At 58.0% G+C, this 25,755-nt stretch carries 28 protein-coding genes; 11 read left to right on the top strand and 17 right to left on the bottom strand.

The features are described 5' to 3' along the window. Positions 1-29 precede the first annotated feature (29 nt). Genes ybiB through AAZT04_RS03240 form a run of 3 tightly spaced genes read right to left on the bottom strand, consistent with a single transcriptional unit; the run spans position 30 to position 3,147 of the window. A complete protein-coding gene (gene ybiB, locus AAZT04_RS03250; RefSeq protein ID WP_434678949.1) occupies positions 30-989 on the bottom strand; it encodes a DNA-binding protein YbiB in 960 nt (319 codons plus the stop codon). Between the two features lie 40 nt (positions 990-1,029). Beyond that, positions 1,030-1,662, bottom strand: coding sequence for an FMN-binding negative transcriptional regulator (locus AAZT04_RS03245; RefSeq protein WP_046374132.1), 633 nt, complete (start codon positions 1,660-1,662; stop codon positions 1,030-1,032). 60 nt (positions 1,663-1,722) lie between these two features. Next, positions 1,723-3,147: an MFS transporter gene (locus AAZT04_RS03240; RefSeq protein ID WP_129983543.1), complete on the bottom strand. Its 1,425-nt coding sequence runs from the start codon at positions 3,145-3,147 to the stop codon at positions 1,723-1,725. Between the two features lie 100 nt (positions 3,148-3,247). Here AAZT04_RS03240 and AAZT04_RS03235 point away from each other — a divergent pair, with 100 nt between their 5' ends. Next, the gene (locus AAZT04_RS03235) at positions 3,248-4,084 is read left to right on the top strand and encodes a helix-turn-helix transcriptional regulator (RefSeq protein ID WP_262259269.1); all 837 of its coding nucleotides are present in this window, start codon (positions 3,248-3,250) and stop codon (positions 4,082-4,084) included. A gap of 2 nt (positions 4,085-4,086) precedes the next feature. On the opposite strand, the gene AAZT04_RS03230 is transcribed toward AAZT04_RS03235, so the two are convergent. Both AAZT04_RS03230 and AAZT04_RS03225 read right to left on the bottom strand, forming a co-directional pair. Continuing rightward, the gene (locus AAZT04_RS03230) at positions 4,087-4,716 is read right to left on the bottom strand and encodes a LysE family translocator (protein WP_020825893.1); all 630 of its coding nucleotides are present in this window, start codon (positions 4,714-4,716) and stop codon (positions 4,087-4,089) included. 73 nt (positions 4,717-4,789) lie between these two features. Further along, positions 4,790-5,704: a LysR family transcriptional regulator gene (locus AAZT04_RS03225; protein WP_048761500.1), complete on the bottom strand. Its 915-nt coding sequence runs from the start codon at positions 5,702-5,704 to the stop codon at positions 4,790-4,792. Positions 5,705-5,817: 113 nt separating this feature from the next. On the opposite strand from AAZT04_RS03225, the gene AAZT04_RS03220 reads away from it, so the two are divergent. Next, positions 5,818-7,170 (top strand): MFS transporter, encoded by a 1,353-nt coding sequence (locus AAZT04_RS03220; protein ID WP_262259268.1) that lies wholly within the window; start codon positions 5,818-5,820, stop codon positions 7,168-7,170. Here AAZT04_RS03220 and AAZT04_RS03215 read toward each other — a convergent pair. Then, complete coding sequence (locus AAZT04_RS03215; protein ID WP_046374138.1) at positions 7,129-8,043, bottom strand: DMT family transporter; 915 nt, start codon at positions 8,041-8,043, stop codon at positions 7,129-7,131. The genes AAZT04_RS03220 and AAZT04_RS03215 overlap by 42 nt on opposite strands. A 136-nt stretch (positions 8,044-8,179) precedes the next feature. Between AAZT04_RS03215 and AAZT04_RS03210 the strand changes: the two genes are divergently transcribed. Next, on the top strand, positions 8,180-8,614 hold the full coding sequence (locus AAZT04_RS03210) for an Lrp/AsnC family transcriptional regulator (protein ID WP_020825889.1): 435 nt from the start codon (positions 8,180-8,182) through the stop codon (positions 8,612-8,614). Here the strand turns inward: AAZT04_RS03210 and dinG are convergent, their stop codons facing one another. From dinG to AAZT04_RS03195, 3 genes are all read right to left on the bottom strand, one after another. Further along, positions 8,615-10,813, bottom strand: coding sequence for an ATP-dependent DNA helicase DinG (gene dinG, locus AAZT04_RS03205; protein WP_262259267.1), 2,199 nt, complete (start codon positions 10,811-10,813; stop codon positions 8,615-8,617). Positions 10,814-10,875: 62 nt separating this feature from the next. Beyond that, positions 10,876-11,262, bottom strand: coding sequence for a tautomerase family protein (locus AAZT04_RS03200; protein WP_020825887.1), 387 nt, complete (start codon positions 11,260-11,262; stop codon positions 10,876-10,878). Positions 11,263-11,266: 4 nt separating this feature from the next. After that, positions 11,267-11,584: a carboxymuconolactone decarboxylase family protein gene (locus AAZT04_RS03195; protein ID WP_020825886.1), complete on the bottom strand. Its 318-nt coding sequence runs from the start codon at positions 11,582-11,584 to the stop codon at positions 11,267-11,269. 380 nt (positions 11,585-11,964) lie between these two features. On the opposite strand from AAZT04_RS03195, the gene ompC reads away from it, so the two are divergent. The 3 genes from ompC to AAZT04_RS03180 all read left to right on the top strand — a co-directional run bounded on the left by ompC (position 11,965) and on the right by AAZT04_RS03180 (position 14,972). Next, positions 11,965-13,062, top strand: coding sequence for a porin OmpC (ompC, locus tag AAZT04_RS03190; RefSeq protein WP_020825885.1), 1,098 nt, complete (start codon positions 11,965-11,967; stop codon positions 13,060-13,062). A 209-nt stretch (positions 13,063-13,271) separates the two neighbouring features. Then, positions 13,272-14,120, top strand: coding sequence for a GNAT family N-acetyltransferase (locus AAZT04_RS03185; protein WP_129983538.1), 849 nt, complete (start codon positions 13,272-13,274; stop codon positions 14,118-14,120). Positions 14,121-14,153: 33 nt separating this feature from the next. After that, on the top strand, positions 14,154-14,972 hold the full coding sequence (locus AAZT04_RS03180; RefSeq protein WP_371078401.1) for a 5'-nucleotidase, lipoprotein e(P4) family: 819 nt from the start codon (positions 14,154-14,156) through the stop codon (positions 14,970-14,972). A 98-nt stretch (positions 14,973-15,070) separates the two neighbouring features. On the opposite strand, the gene AAZT04_RS03175 is transcribed toward AAZT04_RS03180, so the two are convergent. The 3 genes from AAZT04_RS03175 to AAZT04_RS03165 all read right to left on the bottom strand — a co-directional run bounded on the left by AAZT04_RS03175 (position 15,071) and on the right by AAZT04_RS03165 (position 17,786). Then, a complete protein-coding gene (locus tag AAZT04_RS03175; protein ID WP_020825882.1) occupies positions 15,071-15,595 on the bottom strand; it encodes a GNAT family N-acetyltransferase in 525 nt (174 codons plus the stop codon). Positions 15,596-15,597: 2 nt separating this feature from the next. Beyond that, entirely contained in the window at positions 15,598-16,167 is a 570-nt protein-coding gene (locus AAZT04_RS03170; protein WP_048761487.1) for a helix-turn-helix domain-containing protein, read from the bottom strand. Between the two features lie 122 nt (positions 16,168-16,289). After that, a complete protein-coding gene (locus AAZT04_RS03165; RefSeq protein ID WP_048761485.1) occupies positions 16,290-17,786 on the bottom strand; it encodes an MFS transporter in 1,497 nt (498 codons plus the stop codon). Positions 17,787-17,890: 104 nt separating this feature from the next. Here AAZT04_RS03165 and AAZT04_RS03160 point away from each other — a divergent pair, with 104 nt between their 5' ends. From AAZT04_RS03160 to AAZT04_RS03140, 5 genes are all read left to right on the top strand, one after another. Then, positions 17,891-18,544 (top strand): helix-turn-helix transcriptional regulator, encoded by a 654-nt coding sequence (locus AAZT04_RS03160; protein WP_434678941.1) that lies wholly within the window; start codon positions 17,891-17,893, stop codon positions 18,542-18,544. Positions 18,545-18,709: 165 nt separating this feature from the next. Further along, positions 18,710-19,624, top strand: coding sequence for a drug/metabolite exporter YedA (gene yedA / locus AAZT04_RS03155; protein ID WP_142815664.1), 915 nt, complete (start codon positions 18,710-18,712; stop codon positions 19,622-19,624). A 193-nt stretch (positions 19,625-19,817) separates the two neighbouring features. Then, a complete protein-coding gene (locus AAZT04_RS03150) occupies positions 19,818-19,994 on the top strand; it encodes a hypothetical protein (RefSeq protein WP_162838007.1) in 177 nt (58 codons plus the stop codon). A 314-nt stretch (positions 19,995-20,308) separates the two neighbouring features. After that, positions 20,309-20,674, top strand: a complete 366-nt coding sequence (locus AAZT04_RS03145; protein WP_046374149.1) for a DUF6516 family protein — start codon at positions 20,309-20,311, stop codon at positions 20,672-20,674. Between the two features lie 2 nt (positions 20,675-20,676). Further along, positions 20,677-21,054, top strand: coding sequence for a transcriptional regulator (locus tag AAZT04_RS03140; protein ID WP_048761481.1), 378 nt, complete (start codon positions 20,677-20,679; stop codon positions 21,052-21,054). A 19-nt stretch (positions 21,055-21,073) separates the two neighbouring features. Here the strand turns inward: AAZT04_RS03140 and AAZT04_RS03135 are convergent, their stop codons facing one another. The 5 genes from AAZT04_RS03135 to osmF all read right to left on the bottom strand — a co-directional run bounded on the left by AAZT04_RS03135 (position 21,074) and on the right by osmF (position 25,734). Further along, complete coding sequence (locus AAZT04_RS03135) at positions 21,074-21,853, bottom strand: phosphate/phosphite/phosphonate ABC transporter substrate-binding protein (protein WP_434678938.1); 780 nt, start codon at positions 21,851-21,853, stop codon at positions 21,074-21,076. A gap of 9 nt (positions 21,854-21,862) precedes the next feature. Further along, a complete protein-coding gene (locus AAZT04_RS03130) occupies positions 21,863-22,639 on the bottom strand; it encodes an ABC transporter permease (protein WP_116690916.1) in 777 nt (258 codons plus the stop codon). Further along, positions 22,636-23,571: an ABC transporter ATP-binding protein gene (locus AAZT04_RS03125; protein WP_434678936.1), complete on the bottom strand. Its 936-nt coding sequence runs from the start codon at positions 23,569-23,571 to the stop codon at positions 22,636-22,638. The genes AAZT04_RS03130 and AAZT04_RS03125 overlap by 4 nt, the downstream gene beginning before the upstream one ends. After that, positions 23,568-24,722, bottom strand: coding sequence for an ABC transporter permease (locus AAZT04_RS03120; RefSeq protein ID WP_197821228.1), 1,155 nt, complete (start codon positions 24,720-24,722; stop codon positions 23,568-23,570). The genes AAZT04_RS03125 and AAZT04_RS03120 overlap by 4 nt, the downstream gene beginning before the upstream one ends. A gap of 79 nt (positions 24,723-24,801) precedes the next feature. Continuing rightward, complete coding sequence (gene osmF, locus AAZT04_RS03115) at positions 24,802-25,734, bottom strand: glycine betaine ABC transporter substrate-binding protein OsmF (RefSeq protein WP_434678934.1); 933 nt, start codon at positions 25,732-25,734, stop codon at positions 24,802-24,804. Positions 25,735-25,755: the final 21 nt, after the last annotated feature.

Raw genomic sequence — 25,755 nt, 5'->3', positions numbered from 1 at the left:
AGCGAAATATTCCAGTATAGACAAGGGTTTTACGCGCTGCGTAAACGTTCAAGTCCCTGTTCCAGGGTGTCGACTTCACCGGCGGCCAACAGGCAGCAGGCGATCTGGCGTTGGATCGCCAGCGGGATCGCCACGTCCCCCGCCAGGCAACGCTCAGTCCAGCGAGCGGTGGTTTCTGCATCCTTGGCTGCCGGCAGCTCCGGCGTGGGATCCTGCTCCGGACGCTCCAGCAACACTTGCTGCTCGCCGTTAACGATGTAATGGATCTGCGGGCAGCGCTGAGGATTGGCGTACGCCTCCCCTTCGGTGCCGTGCATCAGCAAGCCACGGGCGCCAATTTGACGGAAGAAAGAAGCCACCCGACCGACGTATTCCGGATGCGACACGCTGGCAATGCGCAACACATCCTGTTCACCAAACGGCGTTGCCAGTTTGGCCAGCGTATGGGCGCTGTTACGTACCCCTATGCGCCAGCGCAGGCCAAGTTGCAGATCCAAAGGGGCAGACAGCGCCGAGACCGGGATAAACACCGTTTCGCCGTTATCCAAACGCCGTTGGGCATGGGCAGCGTCTGGCGACCAGGGCAGGCCCAGCGCCTGAAAAGTTTCCGCGCTGGTAACCCGGGTACTGTCGTCCAACACGCCGTGCACCACTACCGGCAACCCGACGCGCGTCAGCAACAACGCCAACAGCGGTGTCAGGTTCGCCTGCTTGCGTGCTCCGTTATAGCTTGGCAGCACCACCGGCATCGGCCGCCCCTGCGGCGCCTGCAGACGCATCACCTGTTGCTGCATCGCCTGATAAAAACCGAGCATTTCCTCTTCGGCTTCGCCTTTAATCCGCAGGGCGATCAGAATACCGCCCAACTCCAGTTCGCCCACCTCACCGGCCAGCATCTTTTGATAGAGCTGGAAAGCGGTTTCCCGATCCAGATCGCGCGCATGGTTTTTGCCACGGCCGATTTCTTTGATAATTTTGGTGTAATCCATCGTTCTGCTGTCCCCTGATCCAATCTGGGATCAGCATACCCTATCCGCGTCGACGCTCAACCTCATCCGCCAGTTGCTGCTGGTCCGAATCGCCTGCTCGCAGCCCGGCGATCACCCCATCAGCGTCTTCGGCACTGCGGTTTTGGCTCATTTTCCATTTGCCCAAACGTTCGGTTACGACTATCTCAATGCCGACAATGCCCTGGATCTGTGCGGCAATATAGTGGGCCGGAGCATCTTCCATTCGCCAGGGTTCAGGTTGACGCCCCTCCTGCAGCGCAGTTAAACCCTCCAGCTGTTGTCGCAGCCAGCGGGCATCTTCCGTGATCCGTGGCGTACCGCGCAGCTGTACCACGCTGTAATTCCAGGTGGGTACCACTTTGCCGCTCCGGCGTTTGGTCTCATACCAACCAGGGGAAATATATCCGTCTCTTCCCTGAAAAATCACCAGGCACTCACTGGCAGCCTGCAACAGCCGCCAATGGGAATTGGCACGGGACAAATGCGCCCGCAGCAGGACGTTACCCTGCTCATCGGCATCGATTAAAAAGGGCAGCGGATCCGCCACCAGGCCCTGCTCCCCCTGGCTGATTAACATGCCGAGCGGGTTGGCGCGCACCAGCGCAATTTGAGCGTCCAGTTGGTCTTCACGGAATGAGGCGGGCAGATACATTACCTTGGCTCCTTGGGGATTTACGGTTGGCGGTAAATAGCAATAACACCCGCCATGGGTTTACTGAAGGGCCAGTTTGCGTTGTTTTCGGATGATCCACCTCAGCAAGCCGAAGGCAACGGCCATCGCCAGCAGGTTGTAAACCATCGCGCCGGCAAACGCCTGTCCGTAACGTTCTGCGCCAGCACCGCCCGCCAACAGGGGAACAAAAAACGCGCCGCTGGCGGCAATCCCCAGCGCCCCGCCCACCTGCTGCACGGTCGAAATGACCCCGGCGGCCATGCCGGCATGATGCTCTTTCGCCAGCCCGAGCACCAAATTAAGCAAAGGCGTCATGCTCAGCGCCTGGCCGAAGCCCAGGATCACCAGCCCCGGCAATAACCACAACGGCTGTACCAACGCCGCGCCCGACAGCACCTCCACCACCAGCAGCGCCATTCCGGCGGCATAGACTGCGACGCCAAGCGCCAGCACGCCGTTCCCCCAGCGTTGCACCAGCCCCGGTGCCAGGAACGAGGCCAGCATAAATGCCGCACTGGCGGGGGCAAACAGGCTACCGGCCTGAAACGGCGTCAGGCCTATTCCCGCTTGCAGCAGCAGGGCAAAACACAGAAAGAACGAAGAGGCGGTCGAGTAAATCGCCAGCACCACGCCCACCCCAGGGGCAAAACTGCCCTGCCGCAACAGCGCAGGATCCAGGACCGCATCCCCAGAACGCTGCGCCAGACGCCGCTCCCAACGAATAAAAGCCCACAGCATGCCAATTCCGCAAGCCAACGCCGGTAATACCCACCAGGGCCAGCCGCGCGATGGCCCTTCCAACAAGGGCACTAGCAGCAACAGCAAACCGGTCGCCGCCAACAGCAAGCCCATGCCGTCCAGCCGCTGTGCTTGTTCAAGACGTGACTCGGGAATGCGACGCGCCGCCACGATTGCCAATACGCCAATCGGCAGATTGATCAGAAAAATCATACGCCAGCCGCTGCCGAAAACATCGGCTTCAATAATAAACCCGCCGAATATCTGGCCGAAAATCGCCGCCAGCCCCAGCGTCATCCCCAGCCAGGCGAAGGCGCGCCGCCGCTGATGTGGGTTGTACAATACGCGCATCAACGCATATATCTGCGGAAACAGCAGCGCTGCCGCCGCGCCCTGAAGAAAACGCGCAACGATCAGCATACTCAGTGACGTAGCCATACCGCACAGCGCCGACGTCAGCGAAAACCCCAGCATGCCGAGGCTAAACATACGCTGTCGCCCGAAGCGATCGCCCAGACGTCCACCGGCAATCAACAACACGCCGAATGCCAACTCATAACCGGCAATGATCAACCCCACGCCAGCGAAACTGGCCGCGAACTGCTGCTGGATCACCGGCGCCGCGACGTTCACCACAAACAGGTCAAACACCGTCACAAAACCGCCCAACAGCAACACCGGTAACCCCACCAGACGACGATCGCCTTGTGCTAATGACTGTTCCATACGTGCCTCCAAAGATTACGATGGCAGCAGTATGGAACATGTCATAAACTGTTACTATATAGCCAGTTATACTATTACTAACAGCAACAGGACGGCCGCTATGCCACCGCGTACCCTCAACCGAACCCGTCAGGATCTGGCGGATTTCCTGCGTCAAAAACGCGAGAAGCTGTCACCGCAGGCCGTCGGCTTACCGAGCGGCACGCGTCGCCGTACGCCGGGGTTGAGGCGCGAAGAGGTCGCCGCGTTGGCAGGCGTAGGATTGACCTGGTACACCTGGCTGGAACAGGGGCGGGAAATCAACGTTTCGGTCGATTTTCTGGAAAATCTGGCGCGGGTATTAAAGCTGGATGCGACCGGGCGCTACCATCTGTTTTTGCTGGCGCATCAACGCCCGCCGGTACCGGTCGGTCATCAGTGGTGTCAGGTTTCACCGCTGGCGCGCCGCTTGCTGGACGATCTGCAACTGCGCCCGGCTTACGTGATGAATCTGAGCTGGGACATCATCGCCTGGAACCCGGCGGCGGAACGGCTATTCGCGATTGGCGATCGCCCGGCGGATCAGCGCAATATGCTTTGGATGCTGTTTGCCGATCCCCAACTCAATCAACGGCTGGTGGAATGGCAAGCGCAGGCACCGCAAATCCTCGCCAGCTTTCGCCGCGACTATGCGCGTGCGCCACAAGACGCCACCATGCAACAGCGGGTGCAGGCGCTGGAGCAGGTTTCGCCTCAGTTCCGTCAGCTGTGGCAACAGCATGACATTCACGGTCGCTGCCAGGGAGAACGCACGTTCATTGTGCCGGGCGCCGGCCAGGTGACCTTCGAACATGCGTCGTTTATTGTCGATGAAGAAAATCATTTGCGGCTGGTGATGTACAGCGCGCTGCCGCAATGCCCGGCCAGCGCGGCTTTTGAAGCATCCTTGCAGGAGTAAGGCTATTTGCGGCTGTCAAAAATCAGCTTGCAGGCCAGCCCGGCGAACACGCCGCTCAACAGGTAATTCGGCCAGCGCGCACTGAAGCGGCGGCCGATAAAACGGTTTTTCATGCCGCTGACCGCCAGGATCAACCCACCGTTAATCACCAACCCCACCAGATTTAACACCGTCGCCAGCAACAGCATTTGTACCACCAGCGAACCGGCATGTGGATCGATAAACTGTGGGAACAGCGCTAAAACGAACAGCGCCATTTTTGGGTTAAGAATGTTGGTGAATAATCCCTGCCGGAAAATACGTGCAGCCGGTACCGCCGCCAACCCCGCAGAAGCCTGCAAACTGCTGCCGGATCGCAGCGTTTTCCACGCCAGATACAGTAAATAAGCAGCGCCCAACATACGCACCGCATCATAGGCCAGCGGGACCGCGACAAACAGTTGCGACAGGCCTAATGCCGCCGCCAGCGCGTGGCAATAGGTACCCAGTTGGATCCCCGCCAGTGACGCGAAACCGGCACGGCGCCCCTGGCTAACGCTGCGCGAGGCAATCAGCAACATATCCGGCCCAGGGGTCACCGTCAGCGCCAGACAGGCCCCGGAAAACAGCAAAATGGTGGAAGCATCGATCATAAGTCACCCGTACGCAGCATGGTGGGAAGCAGGCTTTATCATAGCCGCGCCACCGGCGTTTACCAGCGCCAAATCATTGCCACGGCGCTTGGGGAGTGAAGGCCGCCAGCAGGGCATCAATGGCGACCCTCACCCGTAACGGCATGCCGGTCCCTTTTAACCAGACCACGTTAATCGCCAGCCCCGCACCGCAGCTGCCGGGTAAAACCTCACGCAACGTCCCGGCCGTCAGCGCATCATGCGCCAGCCAACGCGGCAGCATGGCAACCCCCTGACCGGCGCAGGCAGCCCCCAGCACCGCCTCCATATTGCCCAATCTTAAACGGGCCGGTGGCGACAGCCGCTGAGCTTTCCCCTGTTCATCCAGCAAATGCCACGGCTGGCTACGCCCATCACGCAGTAAGCCAATCGCCTGATGCTGCAACAGTTCTGCTAACGTGCTCGGTTCCCCCTGTCGTGTCAGATAACCCGGAGCTGCGCAGAGTATTTGCTGCTGCTCACCCAGTTGCCGGGCGGTGATGGCCGCGGCATCACCCGGCGAACCGATCCGCACTGCCAAATCGATCCCCTCTTCCGCCAAATCTGCCGCACGGTTGGAAAACAACGCTTCGATGTGCAATTTCGGGTAACGGTCCGCCAATGCCAGCAGCGGCGGCATCACCCACTTTTGGCCGAACAGCACCGGCAGCGATACCCGCAGTCGTCCCTCCGGCGTTTGGGCCCGAACCGCCAGCTGGTTTTCCGCCGCTTCCAGCGCCGCCAGCGCCTTCAGGCAATCGTCATAGAACAACTGCCCTTCATCGGTCAGCGACAGGCTGCGCGTGGTGCGTTGGAACAACCGCACCTGCAGCCGCTGTTCCAGCCGAGCCACGGCTTTACCTACCGTTGAACGCGAAAGGCCCAGTTGCTCGGCGGCACGGCTAAAACCACCGGCCTGCACCGCCTGCACAAAGGCGCGGATTGCATGTAATCGTTCGCTGGAAATCATCAGGCCTGCCCTATTGGCGATATTAATTCGCCTATTAAACGATGAAACAACGCCACTGGCTACCGCCTTCGCTGAGTAAACTGAACGCACTCTTTCTCTGCCAGGAAACCCCTATGAGCGAACGCAGTGAAATTCTGACCGACAGCGGCACCCCCCAACTATGGCGTCTGCTGATTGGCATCAGTATCGCCAGCTTTTTGGGCTGTATCGATTTCACCATCGTCAATACCACCATCCCCGCGATCCAGCGTGAGCTGGCCGCCAGCCTGAGCAGCGTACAATGGGTGATGACGTTGTTCGTGATGGCACTGTGCGCCTTTATGGTCAGCGCCGGGCGGCTGGCGGATCTGTATGGCCGTCGTCGGGTGTTGTACTTCGGAATGCTGACGTTCGCCGCCGCGTCGTTGGGCGCCGGGCTCTCAGGCAGTATTGAGCTGCTCAACGTCTGGCGTTTTGTGCAGGGCGCCGCCTGCGCGGTACTGTACACCGCCACTACGGCCATTGTCGCCGATGCCTGGCCGCCGCAGCAGCGCGGTCGTGCAATCGGCATTTTGCTGGCGGTCAACGGCCTGGGTCTGGCGATCGGCCCGGTGGCCGGTGGCCTGTTGGTCGGTTCCCTGGGCTGGCGCTGGGTGTTTCTGTTGAACGTGCCGCTGATTGCGCTGAGTTTCGCCTTCTGCCTGGGAACCGTTCGAGAGTCTCGCGCCCAACAAGGCAGCAGGCTGGATATCCCCGGTTTATTGCTGTTGGTGATCGGCGTTGCCGGGCTGCTGCTGACCATCAGTCAGGGCAGCCAATGGGGATGGCTGAGCGCAAAAACCGGGTTAACAGCTGCACTGGCGCTCGCCGCGCTCGGCCTGCTACTGCCGGTTGAACGACGGGCACATTCGCCGCTGGTACCGCTGGTTTTGCTGCGGCGTCCCGCCTTTTTGCGCGTTTGCCTGATGAGCGCGCTATTGGCCTTTTTCTACTGCGCCGCTTTCTTTTTGATGCCGATTTACCTGGAGAACACCCGCCACTACCAGGGAACGATGCTGGGACTGTTGTTGCTGCCAACCACCGCGGTGATGGCAGCCCTCTCGCCCTGGGTCGGCAGATGGGTGGATAAATCCGGCCCTCGCGCGACGTTGATCCTCGGTTTTACCGCCCTTGCCGGCTCCGCCGCCCTGCAAAGCCGGTTTAGCGTCGACAGCCCGCTGCCGCTGCTGCTCGGGGCCTTCGCCCTGATGGGGCTGGGCTGGGGCTGCATTCTCGGCCCGCTGGTGTTGGCGACGCTCAACAGCGTCAGCGAGTCGCAAAGCGGCGGCGCGTTAGGCATCACCTGGACACTGCACAATCTCGGCGGCGCCGTTGGCCTGGCGGTGGCGACCCTGATTTACCCGAGCTACGGCTACACGCCGGTGATGCTGTTGTTATTGGCGTTGTCATTGTTCGGGGGCCTGCTTGCCGCCTGGCGCAGCCGCTAGCCGAACGCGGCGCTCCCCCAGCAGGTTCATGCCTGCCGCCGCCAGCAAAATGAGGGCAGCGCCGGCAAACTGCAGCGCCACCAATCGGTGACCGAACGCCAGGCGATCCACCAGCATGGCGGCGATCGGATAAATAAACGACAGCGAACCTGTCAGGTTGGTCGGCAACTTTTGGATCGCGCCATACAGCAACACATACATGATCCCGGTGTGCAATACGCCCACCGTCACCAGCATGCCCCACTGTCCGGCATTGGCCCGCGCGTGGAAATCTACCATCGGCAACAGCATCAGCGCGCCGACCGTTACCTGGATCAAGGCGATCAGGTGCGGTGGCGTCCCTTTCAGCCGTTTGGCGGCCAGCGCCATCAGCGCGTAAAAAAATGCCGCGCCCAGCGACAACAAAATGCCCATCAGGTAGTTGTTCTGTCCACCGGCCTGTTTGGGCTGCGCCAACACCACCAGCGTCATGCCGATAAACGCCAATACCAACCAAAACAGCTTACGCAGGGTCAGCTTCTCGCCGAGAAACAGCGCCCCCAGCGCCACCAGCATGAACGGCTGCGTGTTATACACCGCCGTCGCGATGGAGATCGACGCATAGGAATAGGCAGCAAACAACAACAGCCAATTAACCACCAGCGCTACGCCGCCGGCGATTGCCACCAGCAACGTAGTACGCGTCAGGCTGTCGCGCCGCAGCTGCCCCAGCGCAGCACAAATGGCCAGCAGCACCAGCGCCCCTACCGCACAGCGCCAGAACACCACGTTGATCACCGGCTGGCCGGACATCAGCACAAACCAGCCGATGGTACCGGAAATCAGCATCGCGGCGATCATCTCCAGCGAGCCGCGTTTTATCTCTGCATTCATCTTGGTTTCCTCACAGTAAGCCTATGCACTTAGCTTGCGGCTTTCCTGCAGCGGTTTCCATGGCATAAAAAAGGCAATAATGCTTAAATTCCTTTTTAATTAAGGCATGAATTGAAAAACACCTAATGGAGAGCCTATGGATGCTATCGATCGTCAAATCCTGAACCTGCTGGCAGAGGATGCGCGGGTATCGCTGAAAACCCTCAGCGCCAGCGTCGGGTTGTCATCACCCAGTACCTCGGAGCGGCTGCGGCGGCTGGAGGAGAGCGGCGTGATCCAGGGCTACACCCTGAACGTCAATTTGCAGGCGTTGGGCTACGCTTTTCAGTCGCTGGTGCGCATCAAACCGCTGCCGGGCATGCTGAAAAAGGTCGAGCAAATGATTCAGGAGATCCCGGAGGTGGTTGAGTGTGACAAGGTGACCGGCGAAGACTGCTTTATCGTGCGCCTGGTGGCACATTCGATGGAGCAACTCGACCAGATCCTCGATCGGCTGGCCGAGCGCGCACAGAGCAATACCTCCATCGTCAAAACAACGCCGGTGAAACGCCGCCTGCCGCCAATGCTGTGATTAACGGGTACGTTTGCGGGCGAACGGGCTCTTGCGCTTCTTGCTCTTTTTCTCCGCTTCGGCGGCGGATTTAAGCGCTGCCTGGTGTGCCTTGTCGGCTTCAGGCACCTCACGCTGTTCGATGGGGAACACCGGCAATGCCGCCAGCAGGCGCGAGCCATAGCTTTTGGTCAGCAGGCGGCGATCGTAAATCACGATCTCGCCGTGGCATTCGTTGCTGCGGATCAGTCGGCCCACCTGCTGGATCAGGTTGAACGAAGCGCTCGGCAGGCTTTGTACCTCGAAGGGATAACGCTTCAGCGACTTCAGCCACTCGCCTTCGGTCAGGATCACCGGGCTGTCGATCGGCGGGAAGGCGATCTTGTGAATATGCACCTGGGTCAGCAATTCCCCTTTCAGATCCAACCCTTCAGCAAACGACTGCAGGCCGATCAGCACGCTGGCAGTGCCTTTTTCGACCCGCTTGCGGTGCTCTTCCACCAAGCGATAACGCGGTTGATCACCCTGTACCAACAGCATCAGGCGCAAATCGGTCACGTAGCTGAGGAAGGTCTGCATCGCCCGATGACTGCTGAACAGGATCAGCGTGCCCTTGTGTTTGCCGCTGGCCTGCTCGGCGCGGAAAAAGCGCGCCATCTCTTCCAGATGCTCAGCTTCGTTGGCCATCGCCGGTTCGAAACGCATGTTCGGGATGACAATCTTGCCCTGCTCAACGTGGTTAAACGGCGAAGACAGGGTTTCGAAACGATCGCCGGCCTTCTCGCTCAGCCCGCTCATTTCCTGCAGGCGCGCAAAGCTGTTCAATGAACGCAGAGTCGCCGAGGTGACGACCACATGCGGCACCTTGCGCCACAACAGCTTTTCGAGCTGGTCGCTCACGCGAATGCCTACGCAGTGCAAATACAGGTGCGTCACGTTATCGCGCAAATCGCGCGTGACCCATTTGGAGATCGGCGCATTGGAAGACTTGTCCAGCGCCGCCAGCCGCCACAGTTTGCTCATCGCCTCCAGATAACCCAGGGTGCGGCTCATCTGAATGATTGAACGGTGCAGTCGCACAATGTCGTGCTTACCGGTTTGCTCGCTGAGATCGTTGAGGATAAATTCCGCCACCCCACGCAACGCGTCAGTCAGCTTGAACAAGCGTGCGCTGGTTTCCACCATCTCCGCAGGCAGTTCGCCCATTTCAAACCGGTGTTCGGCAATCACGGTGTCGGTCGGCAGATAGGCGCTGACCTGATGCTCGAAAATCTGGATCAGCTCACGCATCTCTTCGCAGTGATTTTTCAAACGTTCATCGTTGGTCAGCCCCGGTGGGCTTTTCGGGCGATATTGCGTCATGCACTGTTCAACCTGACGCACGATCATGTCCAGTTGCAAATTGGTCGACAGCGCGGTGATTTCGCCGTCAATCTCTAGCGCGTCACGCGCCACTTCCGGCAGGTGATGGCCTTCGTCCAGCACCAGCAACAGCTCTTTCGGGTTGGGCAGTACCGATTCCGTTTCCAGCGCCGCCATCACCAGAGCATGGTTAGCCACCACCACGTCGGCGGTTTCAATCTCTTTACGGGCGATATAAAACGGGCATTCGCGGATGTAGTGGCAGTTACGCCCCAGGCAGTTGGCCTTGTCGGTGCTGAGCTTAATCCACAGCGGATCGTCGATCGTCAGCTGATAGTGGTCTCGCAACCCGTCCCACTCATGGCGGCTGAGCGCTTTGCTCAGTTTCTGGCACAGCGCCTGCTCTTCCCCGCTGGAAGGCGCCAGTTCGTCATCCAGGAACAGCGTCAGATCACCCTGCTCGCTGACGTCGGTGCTCAATGCCGCCAGATTACGCGGGCAAACATAGCGCCCGCGGCCAAAGGCGCCAGTGAATTTCAAATCGGGAATGATCTTCTTCAGCAACGGCAAATCCTTGCTGTAAATCTGATCCTGCAGCGCCACGTTGGCGGTACTGACCACCAGGGGTTTGCTCTCCGCGCGGCCTACGGCGATCCCTGGGATCAGGTACGACAGGGTTTTGCCCACGCCGGTCGGCGCCTCAATCGCCAGGTGGCGCGGATAATCTCCGGCCAGGGTTTTCGCGACTTCGGCGATCATCTGCCGTTGCGGTGCACGGGAAATAAAATCCGGTATTTGTTGCTGCAGGGCTTTGTACCACTGGCCAATCTGATCTTTAACTGCGGGGGAGAGCGCCATTCAACTCTGTATCTCAACGAAATGATGGCGCTATTGTCCCACAGACGGTCGGCTGCGTCAGCCTAGCCTTCGATCATTGAAGCGCGACCCGCACTGAACGACCACTCGTCCTGTTGGGTGGTGGTAATCACTACCATCACATCCTGCGGGCTCAACTGCAGGTTTTCTGCCAGCAACGCCGCCAACCGCTGATAAAAACGCTGCTTGGTGGCGGTATCGCGCGGACGGCCAATGGTGATGTAAAACAGCACATAATCCGCCGAACGTGGGCCGCCGAGATAATGGGGATCGTAAATCAGCTCGCCGGGGCGGTATTGATCAATGGCCTGAAACTTGTCGGCCGGCGGCACGCTAAAAGTCTCGACCAGCGCCTGGTGCAGGCTGTCAGATAAGGTTTTCAGATATTGCGCTGACTTGCCCTGATGCAAAGCGATACGGCTGAATGGCATGGGACTACTCCTGTTTCAATTCGCGCAGGCGTGCCACGGCAGAGGCCGCCGCTGGCCAACCGGCATAAAACGCCAGATGAGTGATCGCCTCGGCGAGCTGTTCAACGCTCACGCCATTGCGTTCGGCCAGTTGCAGATGAAACGGCATCTGCTCCACGCGGTTGAGCGCCACCAGCGCCGCCACGGTGATCAGACTGCGCTCGCGCGGCGTGAGCCCCGGTCGCTGCCATACATCGTCGAATAATACGCTGTCGCTGAGCTGCGCCAACTTGGGGGCAATGTCGCCAAATGCCTGCTGGCCAGCCTGTTGGGAAGGTTGCATCTTGCACTCCTGCTGCTTAAGGGAAGCTTTACGCTACCCTCAACCCGCATGGGTGAAAATCGGGATTTTCAGCATCAATCATTCACATAAACAGGACAATAAGCCCTCCTGATGCGCTGAAGGAAGTCGTCAACGTATAAATCTCACGCATGATTTTTGGCAGCGACCTGATAGGCATCACGGGGAATTCTGGGTGCCCGTAGAAGAAACAGACGCTTTCCGCGAGATTTTTAATCGTTCGACATGGAAATGAATATTTTGTCATAAATAGATCACATAACTACGGTAAAAAATCCTCGCTGCAAACAAACAGGCGGCACAGTGAAACAGCAGTACTACTGATGATAAGCGTCTTTCAATCGAATAAAGCAGGGTAAATCATGAAACGTAATCTTCTGGCCGTTATTATTCCGGCACTTTTAATTGCGCAGACAGCACAGGCAGCAGAAATCTACAATAAAGACGGCAACAAACTTGATTTTTACGGCCGCGTAAAAGCACTGCACTATTTCTCTGACGATGCCGGTAATGATGGCGATAAAACCTATGTGCGTATCGGTTTTAAAGGCGCTACTCAAATTAACGATATGCTGACTGGCTATGGCCAGTGGGAATATCAAATAGCAGCCAACCACTCTGAATCTGACGGCACAAAAGATACCAAAACCCGTTTGGGCTTCGCCGGTCTGAAATATAAAGATATCGGTTCATTCGACTACGGCCGCAACTACGGCATTATCTATGACGTCGGCGCCTGGACGGATATGCTGCCTGAGTTCGGTGATGACGCCTACGTCAAAACCGACAACTTTATGAATGGTCGTACCAACGGCGTGGCAACCTACCGTAACAATGACTTCTTCGGCCTGGTCGAAGGTCTGAAGTTCGCGGTACAGTACCAGGGCAAGAACGAAAACGACGGCCGTTCCAACAGCAAGGCGAACGGCGACGGTTGGGGTCTGTCTTCCAGCTATGAAATCATCGACGGCCTGAGCGTGGGTGCCGCCTATGCCTCTTCCAACCGTACTGCCGGGCAAAAAGCGGGCACCTTCGGTAAGGGCGACAAAGCTGATATTTGGGCCGGCGGCCTGAAATACGACAACAACGATGTTTACCTGGCAGCGACCTATTCGCAAAGCCGTAATATCGCGCCAATCTCCGGCACCGCCACTATCAATAATAATTCCACTTCCGTAAGCGGCTTTGCCAATAAGGCGGAAGGTCTGGAGTTGGTTGCTCAATATCAGTTCGACTTCGGTCTGCGTCCATCGCTGGGTTATGTTCAGCAGAAAGGCAAAGATATTGAAGGCATCGGCGACGCCGACCTGGTGAAATATATCGACGTTGGCGCCTACTACTATTTCAACAAGAACATGTCGACCTATGTCGATTATAAAATCAACCAACTCGACGGCGATAACAAGCTGGGTCTGAAAGACGACAACGTGATTGCCGTCGCCCTGACCTACCAGTTCTGATGTGATGAATAACCACCACTGCAAACCTTAGCTTCACTTTATACCCAGAGTTACTTCGCCGGGCGGCAACGCCCGGTTTTTTCATTTGTGCTTTTACCGCCTGTTCCTGCCTCATTTACCGCTGCATATCCCGTAACCGCACGCGGAAACTTGCCTTATAAAACAATCGGGTCTAGATGTATAGCTTCCGCCTTAGACAGGGAAAGCTCATGCACACCGATGAAAGCTTCGAGTATCAAAGCGCCCTGCGCTACAGCAGCGACGAGCTGGCGCAGATCCTTTGTCATTGTTTTGAAAACTATATTGTACGTTTCGTGATTGACGGTGATACCTTCGCCCGCCGTTTTGGTGCCGAAGACCTCAGCCTGAACGACAGCATTATCGTTACCCACCAGCAACAACCGGTAGCGCTGGCGCTGATCAGCCGCCGTGGCCTGCACAGCCGGATATCGGCACTCTCCATCCATCCGGAAATGCGCGGCAAAGGCTTGGGAAAAGCCTTGATGAAGCGCATTGTCGCCGACGCGCATCAGCGCGGCGATCGTCAACTGTCATTGGAAGTGATTGAAGGGAACGAGGCAGCGTTGGCGCTCTACCATCGGGCCGGGTTGCAAATCGTCCGTACGCTGACCGGGCATCTGGCCGCTACGCCGGTACTTGCCGAAGTTGCGCAGTTGCAAGAGATCGACCCGCTGTTCGTCTCTCACCGCCTGATTGCCGAGGGTGCCACCGACCTGCCCTGGCTGATCGCGCCGGAATCGTTGTTCAAGCTACCCGGCAAACCCCATGCTTTCAGCCTTGGCCACCAGGCCTATGCGGTGGTGCAGTTGGGCGTCGACAAGTGCTTTTTGCGCATGATCTACGTGCCGCCGCAGCACCGCAGTCAGGGCCATGCCCGTACCATGCTGGCTGCATTACAGGCGAAGTTTGCGCCGTTACCGCTGGTAGCCAACGTTTACGTTCCTGAAGTGGCCGCCCCCTTCTTCGACCGACTCGGCTGGCAGCAGGACGCGTTGCGCCAGTTTGAAATGACGATGACCTTGAACACACCACAATAACAATCAGAGAGTGATTTATTTATGGCAGGAATAATGAGACAGAAAATGGCCCTCGGCGCGGCGATCGGCATTGCGCTGGTGACCCTGACTGGCTGCGTGCAGCCAGCAAAAACCGATCGGCAGGCCCAACAGCAGTTGGCGGAGCAATCCGTGCTGGCGCTGAACTGGTTCCAGCAATCCGGCGAATATCAGGCGCTGACGCACCAGGCCTTCAACAGCGCCAGGCTGGCCTTTGATCAGGCCAAGGCCGCGCCGGGCAAGAAGAAGGCCGTGGTGGTCGATTTGGACGAAACCATGCTGGATAACAGCCCTTATTCCGGCTGGCAGGCGCAGCAGGGCCAACCTTTCGCCGCTGCCACCTGGGCGAAGTGGTCACAGGCGCAACAGGCCGGCGCGGTGCCAGGTGCCGTGCAGTTTGCCCGCTACGTCAACAGCCATCAGGGCACCATGTTTTACGTCTCTAACCGCAAACAGTCTGAATACGCCGCCACGCTGGCCAATATGCAAAAATTGGGCTTCACCGGCATGTCGGAAAAAACCGTGCTGTTAAGCGGTGATACCTCCAACAAGCAGACGCGTTTCGACGCAATCAAGAACGCCGGTTACGACATCGTGGTTTACGCCGGTGACAACCTGAACGACTTCGGCGCCGCGACCTACCACAAAGATAACGCGCAGCGGCGGGCGTTCGTCGCCGACAACCAAAGCAAATTCGGCACCGAGTTTATCGTGTTGCCCAATCCGTTGTACGGCGATTGGGAAAGCGGCATGGCGAAGGACTATAACAAGCTGACGCCAGAGCAAAAGCTGCAGATTCGCCAACAGGCAATCAAGGCCTGGAACGGACAATAACTTCCTGAGCCTTGCAGGGACGGCGCTGGCTGCGTTCTGATTAAGGGGGCGATACGTTCGCCCCCTTAGGCGATAACGCTTGAAAAACGACGGGGTAGTCAGAGCAATTTATACATATAACTGGTGGCATCCAGCGCACCGCCATTGCTGGCGCGAGCGTATTGCGGAATGCTGCCCGCCAGTTGAAAGCCCAGCCGACGGTACAGGCCTTCCGCCGTGTCGCCGGTCAGGGTATCCAGCACCAGTAAATGCCGTTGATGCTCAACCGCCAGCTGTTGCACCTGCAACATCAGGCTGCGGGCAATGCCCTGACGGCGAGCATCCGGGTGCACCATCAGCTTCACCACCTCCGCCCGGTGGCGGCCGTTATCAGGCATATCCAGCAGCAGTTGCACCGTACCGACCACCCTTCCGGCATCTCGATCTCGGGCCACCAGCAGCAGCCTTTCCTTCCGTTCAATAGCCGGCAACAGACGGTGCCAGAACGCCTGCGCCTGCTCAAGGCTAAACGGCATGACAAAACCGATGCTCGCCCCCTGCGAGACGCTGGCATGCAGCATCGCCGCCAGTTCAGGGATCGCACTCTGTACCGCATCGACGTTCAATTGCTGTATCTCAATCATGATTATGGCCTGCAGATAACGAGGGTGTAATGGGCCGGCTCGGGGCCGGGTGCATGAAATTTTGAAGCGCCGAACAAGCGGTAACGCAGGCAATCGCCCGGTTCTAGCTGAAAAGTTCGCGCCTCCAGCGTCAATTCAAGCCGGCCTTCCAGCAGCCATAAATGGTGTTCAAGCGCGTGTATCGAAGGGGCGTCATAAGCGATCACCGCGCCGGCCTCCAGCGTGCCCTCGATAAATTCCGCCTTATAGAGGGCGGCGGGCGGCGATACCGAACGACGATGAAAACCGCTGGCGCGATCAACCCACACCGTCTGCTGTTCGCGATGCAGCAACTCGGGCGGTTCGTCCTCAACCTCGCTCAGCAGCCGTGACATGGTCAGCCCATACGCCGCGCACAGTTTGTTCAACAACGAGGCGGTCGGGCTGGTTTCCGCACGCTCAACCCGCGATAGCGTTGCCCGGCTGATGCCGGTTTGCTGCGCCAACGCTTCCAGCGACCAGCCCTGCTGCTGGCGTAAATCAGACAGCCGTTGCGCCAAGCGAAGGTCGGCGCTGTCCACTCCGTTATCCATGATCTCTATAGCCCTGACATGAAGAATCCCATATAAGAGAAATAATCTCAAATACGGGATTCGTCAATCAGATTTTAAAGTAAACCCTGCGAAGTTATAAAACTCAGCAGGCGGCACCCGCCTTATTCAGGACGAACGCATTCGCTCACAGGGGTGACAGAGAGCGACAGCCCCGGCGATGCCAGCGCAACCTCGGCATCGCTGGTTGCCACAACAGGTGGAGTAATCGCCGCACAGCGCCAGGCGCTAAAAACCGCCAGCAGCGGCGCCAAGGCAAACAGCAGGAACAGCCAGCGCGCGGCGGAGGCGGCACCCGGTGCCCCACCCGGCACGTTCAGTCCGGCCAGGTTGGCGACCATCCCCGCCAACGCGGCACCGAACGCGGTGGCAAACAGTTGCACCGTAGTGATCGACGCGCCGGCAATATCCTTATCCGCCTCTGGCGAGACTTGCAGAATACGCGTCAGCAGATGTGGCCAGCCAAAACCGATACCAAACCCCACCACTGTCAGAGCGATAACAATCGGCGTCAGTGCCGACCAATGACCACCGGAAGGCGTTGGCATCAATACGCCCAGGGCCAATAGCCCGACAAACACAAACAGCGGCCCGCTGATAATGGCCCGACGCATACCCGCACTGCGCCAGCCCGAACTGAGGATCTCCGACAGCGTCCAGCCCGCCGCCATGGTGGCTGCGATATAGCCGGAAATCAGCGGTGACTGCCCGTGCAGCGTTTGCAGGAAATAAGGCACGAAGATTTCGCTGGTCATGCCCACAACCAGCAGGGAGACGGTGATATACAGCGAAGCCAGAGGGGAACCGCGGCGTAAAGCGCCTTGAGGCAGTAGACGGGCGCGGGAGTGTGCTTCACGGCGAATCAGCCAAACCATCATCAGCACGGCCAATGCAATACCGCCAAAATTGACCCAGGCGCTGTCGGCCAGGCTGCCGGCGGATACCACCAGCACCGCCACCGCCAACAGCAACAGCTGGGCTACCGGCAGCGGCGCTGCCTGCTGTTGCGGTTTGCCTTTCGGCAGGATCAGGAAGGTGAACCCGGCATACAACACCATGATTGGCAATAGGATACCAAAGGCCCAGCGCCAGGCGTTCAGTTCGGCGAAAATGCCGCCCACCGCCGGCCCCACCAGCGTAGCAATACCCCACATCGCCGAAATCAGCGCCATTGCCCGCGGCCAAAGTCTTTGCTCAAACACCAGGTTGATCATGGCGTACGAAAGCGCGAAAATCAGCCCGCCGCCGAACCCCTGCACGGTGCGACCTATCAGCATCACCGGCATCGACGGCGCCAATGCACACAGCATTGCCCCGGCAATAAAGAACAGCGACGCCACCAGATAGGCACTGCGTGCACCGTAACCACTGAGCAGGCGTGCAGATAACGCCGATCCGAGAATCGACGCCACCACAAACAGCGTGGTGTTCCAGGCATACAGATTCAGGCCACCAATATCCTGCACCACCGAGGGCAGAATGGTGGTGGCGACCAGAATATTGATCGCATGCAGCGCTACGCCGAGTGAGAGCGCGATCGCACTGGCGCCATTTTTGCCAGAGAATAAGTCGGCCCAGCGGCTATCATCGTTGGTTATCACGGTTGTCGTCCTGTTTTCAGAGGAAGGGCATTGAGTTAATAGTGATATTGCGTTAAATTTAACAAGAGTTAACTTGGAATAATGGTAGGGCGAGGCGGAGAAATATGTCAAGAATAAACTTGGAAAATGGCGGTGGTCCCGCACAATCGGTCAGTGACCGTTTGCTGACACTATTAAAAACCCGCGGCCCACAGCAAGCGTCTGATGCAGGAAAGGTTCTTGGCACCACAGGTGAGGCTGCGCGCCAGCAGTTTGTCAAACTGGCCAAAGACGGGCTGGTTGAAGCCGTGGCGGAAACCCGCGGCGTCGGCCGACCGGTGCAGCTCTGGCACCTGACCGCCGCCGGCAATGCGCGCTTTCCGGATACCCATTCAGAATTGACGGTACAGTTGCTGCGTACCGTACGCGACAAGCTGGGCGAGCAGGCGATTGAATTATTGATTGACACCCGCGAGCAAGAAACGCGGATTAATTACAAGCAGGCGATGATTGGCGCTACCGACTTGCAGGAACGGGTTCAGCGTCTGACGGCCATTCGTTGCCGCGAAGGCTATATGGCCGAATGCCGTACTCAGGAAGACGGCTCCTTTCTGTTGGTAGAGAACCACTGCCCTATTTGCGCCGCCGCTACCGTTTGTCAGGGGTTCTGCCGTGCTGAGCTGAGTATTTTCACCGAGGTGTTGCAGGCGCAGGTTGAACGTTCCGAACATATTCTGGCCGGTGCACGCCGCTGCGCCTACCGTATTTCGCTGCTGTAATCGGCACTCGGCTCAAGGCTATCTGCAGGCTGGCGTTCTCTCTCGATTCTCATCGGTTCGCCAGCCGACCTTGCCGTTAAAAAATAGTGAAAAGCGTTGCTAATCTTCCGTGCGATCGGGTTTACTGAGTCCTCTAATAATAACCTCCCTGCAGAATAAATATCCATGCTGAGTCAAAGTAGCCGTAACGTCCTGCCGTTAATCGGGGCGCTGTTCACGTTATATATTGTCTGGGGTTCTACCTACTTCGTTATTCGTCTGGGCGTGGAGAGCTGGCCACCGCTGATGATGGCCGGTATCCGCTTTTTGGTCGCCGGCATAGTGCTGTTCAGCTTTTTAGCATTGCGCGGCCATGCATTACCAACCCCCCGGCAGTGGCTGGCCGCTGGCACTATCGGTATCTTGCTACTGGCGGTGGGTAACGGTCTGGTGACCGTGGCGGAACACCAGCACGTACCTTCCGGTATTGCCGCCGTGATGGTCGCGACGGTACCGCTGTTCACCCTGTTCTTCAGCCTGTTTTGGGGCATGCGCAATACCAAGCTGGAGTGGGCAGGTATCGCATTGGGCCTGGTGGGGATCGTATTGCTCAATACCGGCAATAACCTGGTGGGCAACCCTACCGGTGCGTTACTGATCCTGCTGGCTTCCGCCAGTTGGGCCTTTGGCTCGGTGCTGGGGTCACGTATTTCGCTACCGGCCGGACCGATGGCGGGCGCGGCGGAGATGCTGGTTGCCGGAGTGGTTCTGCTGGTCGTCAGTCAGCTCAGCGGCGAACGCCTGACGCAGATGCCCAGCGCCAAAGGTTTCTTCGCGCTGGGATACCTGATTATCTTCGGTTCCATGTTGGCCATTAGCGCCTATATGTTTTTGCTGAAAAACGTGCGTCCGGCGGTAGCCACCAGTTATGCCTATGTCAATCCGGTGGTGGCCGTGCTGCTCGGCATCGGTTTTGCCGGCGAATCGCTGGCACCGCGTGAATGGGCGGCGCTGGTGATTATCGTAGCGGCGGTGGTGCTGGTGACGCTGGGCAAATTCCTGTTTGCTCGCCCGGTCAGTCGCATAAGCAGGGAAAGGTAGGGACGCTGCACGCTGCGGCCGAATTAATCGGGGCGAATGTATTCGCCCCCTACAGCGGCTGGAGTGACAAATCCACCGGAAACAGATTTAAACGCTGCCGCTTGAAAGACGACGGGTATTAAAACGATTCTTGTTTCATATTACGAAGCGTCTATAATTCCCGTTGTTCCTGGCAACCTGCGAAATCATCCCCATGCTGAAAAAATCGTTCATTATCGTTATCTTTCTGTGTGCCTTTGGTTCACTCGGCGGCGTATTCCTGGCCGGGCTGAATATGTACACCCGTTCCACCACGCCGCTAGAAGAGACCGCCACGTCACACGAAGCCGCCGCCACTGCCACTCCGGCAGAGAGCATTCAGGCCAAGTGATGCGTCCCGCGCTGGCAGCGTTGTTGTAAAAAAACGCTGCAGTCGCCCGACGCGCGCCGGTATCTGCAAAGGGCGCGGTAACCGCCTCATTGCTCCATTTCAGCAGCAATTCCCCTTCTCTTCTTTCGCCAACCGTTGGTGCGATTTTCTGCGCGCTGCCGCCGACAGAAACGTCAACAAATTACCGCTGTGTTCAACCCCATTCTGCGGTCAAAGTCTCATCTATTCAGTCTGCCACTCTTCCTGATGAAATAGCATTGACCGTAAAACACTCAAGAGTTATGGTTAAATCATAACTTTCTGGAGTACTGAAAATGGATGCAAGCAATGGACTGGACTACATCCTTAGCCTTCATGGCACCCGAGTAAACCGTGAAGATGGCTACTGGTGGAAAATAGAAGCATGGAAAGTAACCAAAACGGCTTTCATTCCCCATGGCATACGCTACAACTTGACGCTGCATGATAAATACAACACCCGAGTGTTTGGCATCGACAATGCCCATGCCATTAAAGTCCCTAGAAAAGGGCGATTTTCAGGCCGAATACTTTACGACCACCAACATCAGACGCCCACGGATAAAGGCTCACCCTATGAGTTTCATTCCGCTTTTCAGTTGGTGGAAGATTTCTTCACTAAAATCGATGAAGTCATAAGCAAGAGAGAAAACCGAGGTTGAAGATGAAAGCACTGATTGGCGTAATGCCTGAAGAGTTGATCCGCAAACGGATACTGGCCATTGCAAAAGGTGAATACCAGCCGCAGGAGCGTGAACCGCAGGTCTGGTTCACCTCAATGATTGCTTTGGCCCAGGTGCTCAGCAATGAAAATATTGCCTTGCTGCGGATGATTGATACGGAAAAACCGGAAACCATGAGCCGATTGGCGGAACTCTCCGGTCGGCAAATAAGCAATCTTTCCGCCACGCTGAAAACGCTCAGCGGCCACGGTCTGGTATCGATGGAAAAACGCGGCCGAACGGTCAAACCCAAAGCCTTATTTACTGACTTCGAGATCATTGTCGATCAAAAATTGAACGCACGCTTTAGCGCCGCCTGAACACGGGCCAGTCATAAGCTTACAGCGCTGTCACCCCGCGGGCGGCGGCCTGCTGCTCCAGCTCGGTGATTATTTGGTATGCCGAACGCGGCACCAGGCTGAAATCGCCGATCAGCAGATTGTCGCTTACCGCTTCGCCCAGCATCGCCTTCGCCCCGGCACGCAGTATTTCCAGCTGTTCCGGCGGGGTCTGCGACGAGGTAATCAAGGGTAGCCCCGGCACGCTGGCCGTTCGTCCAATAATTTTCAGCCCGGCCAACGCCTGTGGCCGTGCCCGTTTCAACAGTTCCAGGCTGACGCAGTCGACGGCGGCAATGTCTGCCTGCCGGTTTTGGATCAGCTTGAGCGACTGATAGTGCGCCCCGGAGGCGATGGCAGCACTGAAGAATCTGCCGTTCTGTGCCAAGGGTGCGATCAGCGCACGCAAGCTGTTATGCCCTGACTGAGAGTCGGTACTGTTGTATGCGGCGATCCGGCCGCGAAAATCCGCCAGCCGCTCGCCTGGGTCGTCGTCGCGCACCACTAACCAACTGCTGTAGTTCGCGCCCTCGCAACCCTCGACGCGGTAGTGATAAGTCCCGATCAGCTGCACCTGCTGCAGGCTGCTGACCAGCGGATAACCGCAGGTTTGGCTGAGCAATAAATCGTCCTGTAGCCAGTGCTGAGCCAGGTCGTGCGGCCAGACGAGCTGTTCAGGAGCCAGCGGCAATCCCAACTGCAGTAATTTATCGCGCAGCACTCGCCAGAAAGATTCGGCCGGCTGATGGGTCACGCCGTACATCGGCAAAGATACTTGCATCCTATTCCCTTACCCCGCAGAAGAAGCCGCCTGCGTCTGCTGACGCCAGGCGGTGAGATAGCGCACCCAGCGCTCAAACAGCATATCGGTAATGATCGCCAGCAGCGCCACCACTACCGCGCCCTGGATCACGTAGGCGGTATTAAAACCGCTCAGGCCAATGATTATCGGCGAACCAAGCGTTTTGGTGCCGACGGTGGAAGCGATTGCCGCCGTGCCGATATTGATGATCACCGAGGTCCGAATACCGGCAACAATCACCGGCGCCGCCAGCGGCAGTTCGACGCGCCACAGAATTTGCCTGGCGCTCATACCAACCCCTTGCGCAACCTCGCGGGTCGCGCTGGGTACCGATTCAATACCCGTCAGCGTGCCCTGCAAGATCGGCAGCAAACCGTACAGCACCAGTGCGATAATCGCCGGCTGTTCGCTAAAGCCCATCACAGGTACCGCTACCGCCAGCACCGCCACGGGCGGAAAAGTCTGGCCGACCGCTACCACGGTTTCCACCAGCGAACGAAACGCCTTACCGGCAGGGCGCGTCACGCCGATCCCAGCCGCTACGCCAATCACCACGGCGATCAGACTGGAGACCGCGACCAGCAACAGATGTGCCCACACCAGCGAGATAAAACTGTCCTGCTGATACACCGGCCTTTCCAGATCGGGAAACCAGGCAGCAAACAGGCCATGCAGATGATTCATGCCAAACACCAGCGCCAGCAGCAGGGCAAAGGTCCAGGGCAGCGGATCGCGCAGCCAACGCAGGGCTTTAGGCGCACTCATGACAGCGCCTTTTGGGCAATCAGATCGTTGAAATGCAGCACGCCGAGTGCCTCTCCTTGCTCCCCCACCACCGGCAAGCATTCACTGCCGCGCGCCACAAATACCGACAACGCTTCACGCAGGTTCATGGTGGAGGAAATAGGTTCACCGTCCGCATGCCCGGGCCGCACCCGTTCCGCCACCGTGCCTAAAGAAAGCAATTTGATGCCTCGATCGCTTCGGCCAAAGAAATCGCGCACAAAATCGTTGGCCGGTGCAGTCAGTAGCTCCAGTGGCGTGCCTTGTTGCACCACACGGCCCTGATCGAGCAACACGATGCGATCGGCCAATGCCAGCGCTTCGTCAATGTCATGCGTCACCAGTACGATGGTGCGCCCGGAGAGATGATGAATACGCGCAATCTCCGTCTGCAGCGCGGTGCGCGTTACCGGATCGAGAGCGCCAAAGGGTTCGTCCATCAACAACACTTCCGGATCGGCAGCCAACGCGCGCGCCACTCCCACCCGCTGCTGTTGCCCGCCGGAAAGCTGGTGCGGATAACGGTGTCGGAACAGTTCCGGCTCCAGGTGCAACAGCTCCAGCAATTCGGTCACCCGATCGCGGATCCGTGCCCGCGGCCATTTCAGCAATTGCGGCACGGTGGCGATGTTCTCCTCTACCGTCCAATGCGGAAACAGGCCGATCGACTGAATGGCATAGCCCATGCGGCGCCGCAGATCCTGCGGTTTGAGTTTTTGGATCTCTTCATCGGCAAAGTAAATTTTGCCCTGATCGTGTTCGACCAGCCGGTTGATCATTTTTAATGTGGTGGATTTACCGGAGCCTGAGGTACCGATCAGTACGGCAAATTCGCCTTTGGCAATCTGCAGCGTCAGATCGTCCACCGCCGGCTTACCCTGAAAAATCTTGCTGACCTGATTAAACTGAATCATCGGCGTGACACTTCCAAAATTGAAACCATAAATTTAAACAGCGAATCGACGATTACCGCCATCACGATCACCGGGATCACGCCCAGCAGCACCAGATCCAGCGCGCTGCTCAGCAAACCCTGGAAAACGATGGCGCCGAAACCTCCGGCACCGATCAACGCGGCTACCACCGCCATACCGACGGTCTGCACCGCCAGAATGCGCACGCCGGTCAGAAACAGCGGCAAAGCCAACGGCAGCTGTACGCGAAAGAAAATCTGGCCGCGCGTCAGCCCCATACCGCTGGCAGATTCGATCACGCTGGCAGGCACGCTCTGTAACCCGGCCACCACGCTGCGCACCAGCGGCAACAGGGCGTACAACACCAGGGCGACTATCGCCGGCGCCATGCCAATGCCGCTGACGCCGTGTTCCGCCAGCCAGGGCACCGCCTTCGCCAATCCGGCCAACGGTGCGATCAGCAGGCCGAACAGGGCAATCGACGGCACGGTCTGGATAATGTTCAGCGTGGAGAAGATCGGGGTTTGCAAACGGGATGAACGAAAACACAACACCCCGAGCGGCACGCCGATCAGCAGCGCCGGGACCATCGTCGCCAGCAGAATAGTCAGGTGCTGCAACAGCGCGGCATCAAACACATCTTGCCGGTTGTAATACTCTTTCAGCAGCGAAAGCTGATCCAACTGGTGGCCGAACAGCAGCGCCAGCGCAGGCAATATCACCAGCAGGTTGCCGAGCATGCGCCACAAATGCGAAGATGTGATGCGGGTGATGGCATCGGCAGCCATCAGCAGGCTCAGCGCCAGCATCAGCCAGCAGCCGCTGCCCCAGGAGGTACGCGCCAGTTTTGAACCTTCCTGCGCCAACTGCTGCGCGGCATGCCCGCTCAGCCAGAAGGTGAGCGCCAGCAGCGCTGCAGCCGCCAGCGCGGTCAGCAATGCATTGCGCCTGAGCGGTGGCAACAGGCTGAGCACTGCCAGCATCAACAGCGGGGCCAATAGCCACAGCGCCGGGCCGTGCAGCAGGGAAATCAGGGAAATGCTCTTGCCCGACAGCAGGCGATTGGGGGCATAGCTGAGGAACGGCAGGCCAAATGCGGCCAGCAGCAACAGAACAAGCAGCGTCAGTAATACGCGGTTTTTTACGGCAATAATCAAAGAAACTCTCCGGCTCCATAGTCAATGGGCCCTGCTCTCCCTCTCTCCCATGGGGAGAGAGGGAATATCAGCGCTATCCCTTAACCAATCCTTTTTCTTTCAGATAAGCGGCCGCAACCTGTTTGGCATCCTGACCTTCCACCGCGATCTGCGCATTAAGTTTTTGCAGCGTCGGGCCGTCCAGCGTTGCAAAGACCGGCTTCAGCAACTCGGCGATATTGGCGTGCTGTTTCAGCGCGGCTTCACGAATGATCGGTGCCGGTGCGTAAATCGGCTGCACCCCTTTTGGGTCTTCCAGCGTTTGTAGCCCCAGAGCCGCCACCGGGCCATCGGTGCCGTAAGCCATGGCCGCGTTCACGCCGGAGGTTTGCTCCGCCGCCGCTTTAATGGTCACCGCCGTGTCCCCTCCAGCCAGCGACAGCAGTTGATCCTGATTCAGCTTAAAGCCATAGGCATTCTGGAATGCCGGCAGTGCGTCCGGACGTTCGATAAATTCTGCCGAGGCCGCCAGTTTGAACTTGCCGCCGCCGTTGATCCATTTGCCCAGATCGGCCAGCGTCTTCAGGTGGTTGGCGTCCGCCACGTCCTGACGGATGGCAATAGTCCAGGTATTGTTGGCCGGCGAAGCATCCAGCCAGACAATTTTGTTCTTGTCGTAATCGAGTTTTTTGACCTTCTCAAAACCGGCCTGGGCGTTCTTCCACGCCGGATCTTTTTCATCGGAGAAGAAAAATGCGCCGTTGCCGGTGTATTCCGGGTAGATGTCAATCTCGCCGGAGGTGATCGCCCCGCGCAGCACCTTGGTGGTACCGAGCTGTAATTTGTTGGTGGTTTTGATGCCGTTGGACTCCAGCACCTGCACGATGATGTTACCCAGCAGCGAGCCTTCGGTATCGATTTTTGAGCCCACGCGCACCGTATCGGCCGCCTGAGTCACGCCGATACTCGCGGCAAGTAAACCCAGTGCCAAAGCGAAAACGCGACCACGTAATGGGGTGATTGCCATACTTTTTCCTCTTGTTGTGTA

Origin of the sequence: Serratia sp. Je.1.23.a (assembly GCF_051129805.1) — a bacterium.
Taxonomy (GTDB): domain Bacteria; phylum Pseudomonadota; class Gammaproteobacteria; order Enterobacterales; family Enterobacteriaceae; genus Serratia; species Serratia liquefaciens.
Note: the sequence above shows the minus strand (reverse complement) of the source record. Positions and strands in the feature narration are given on the sequence as shown.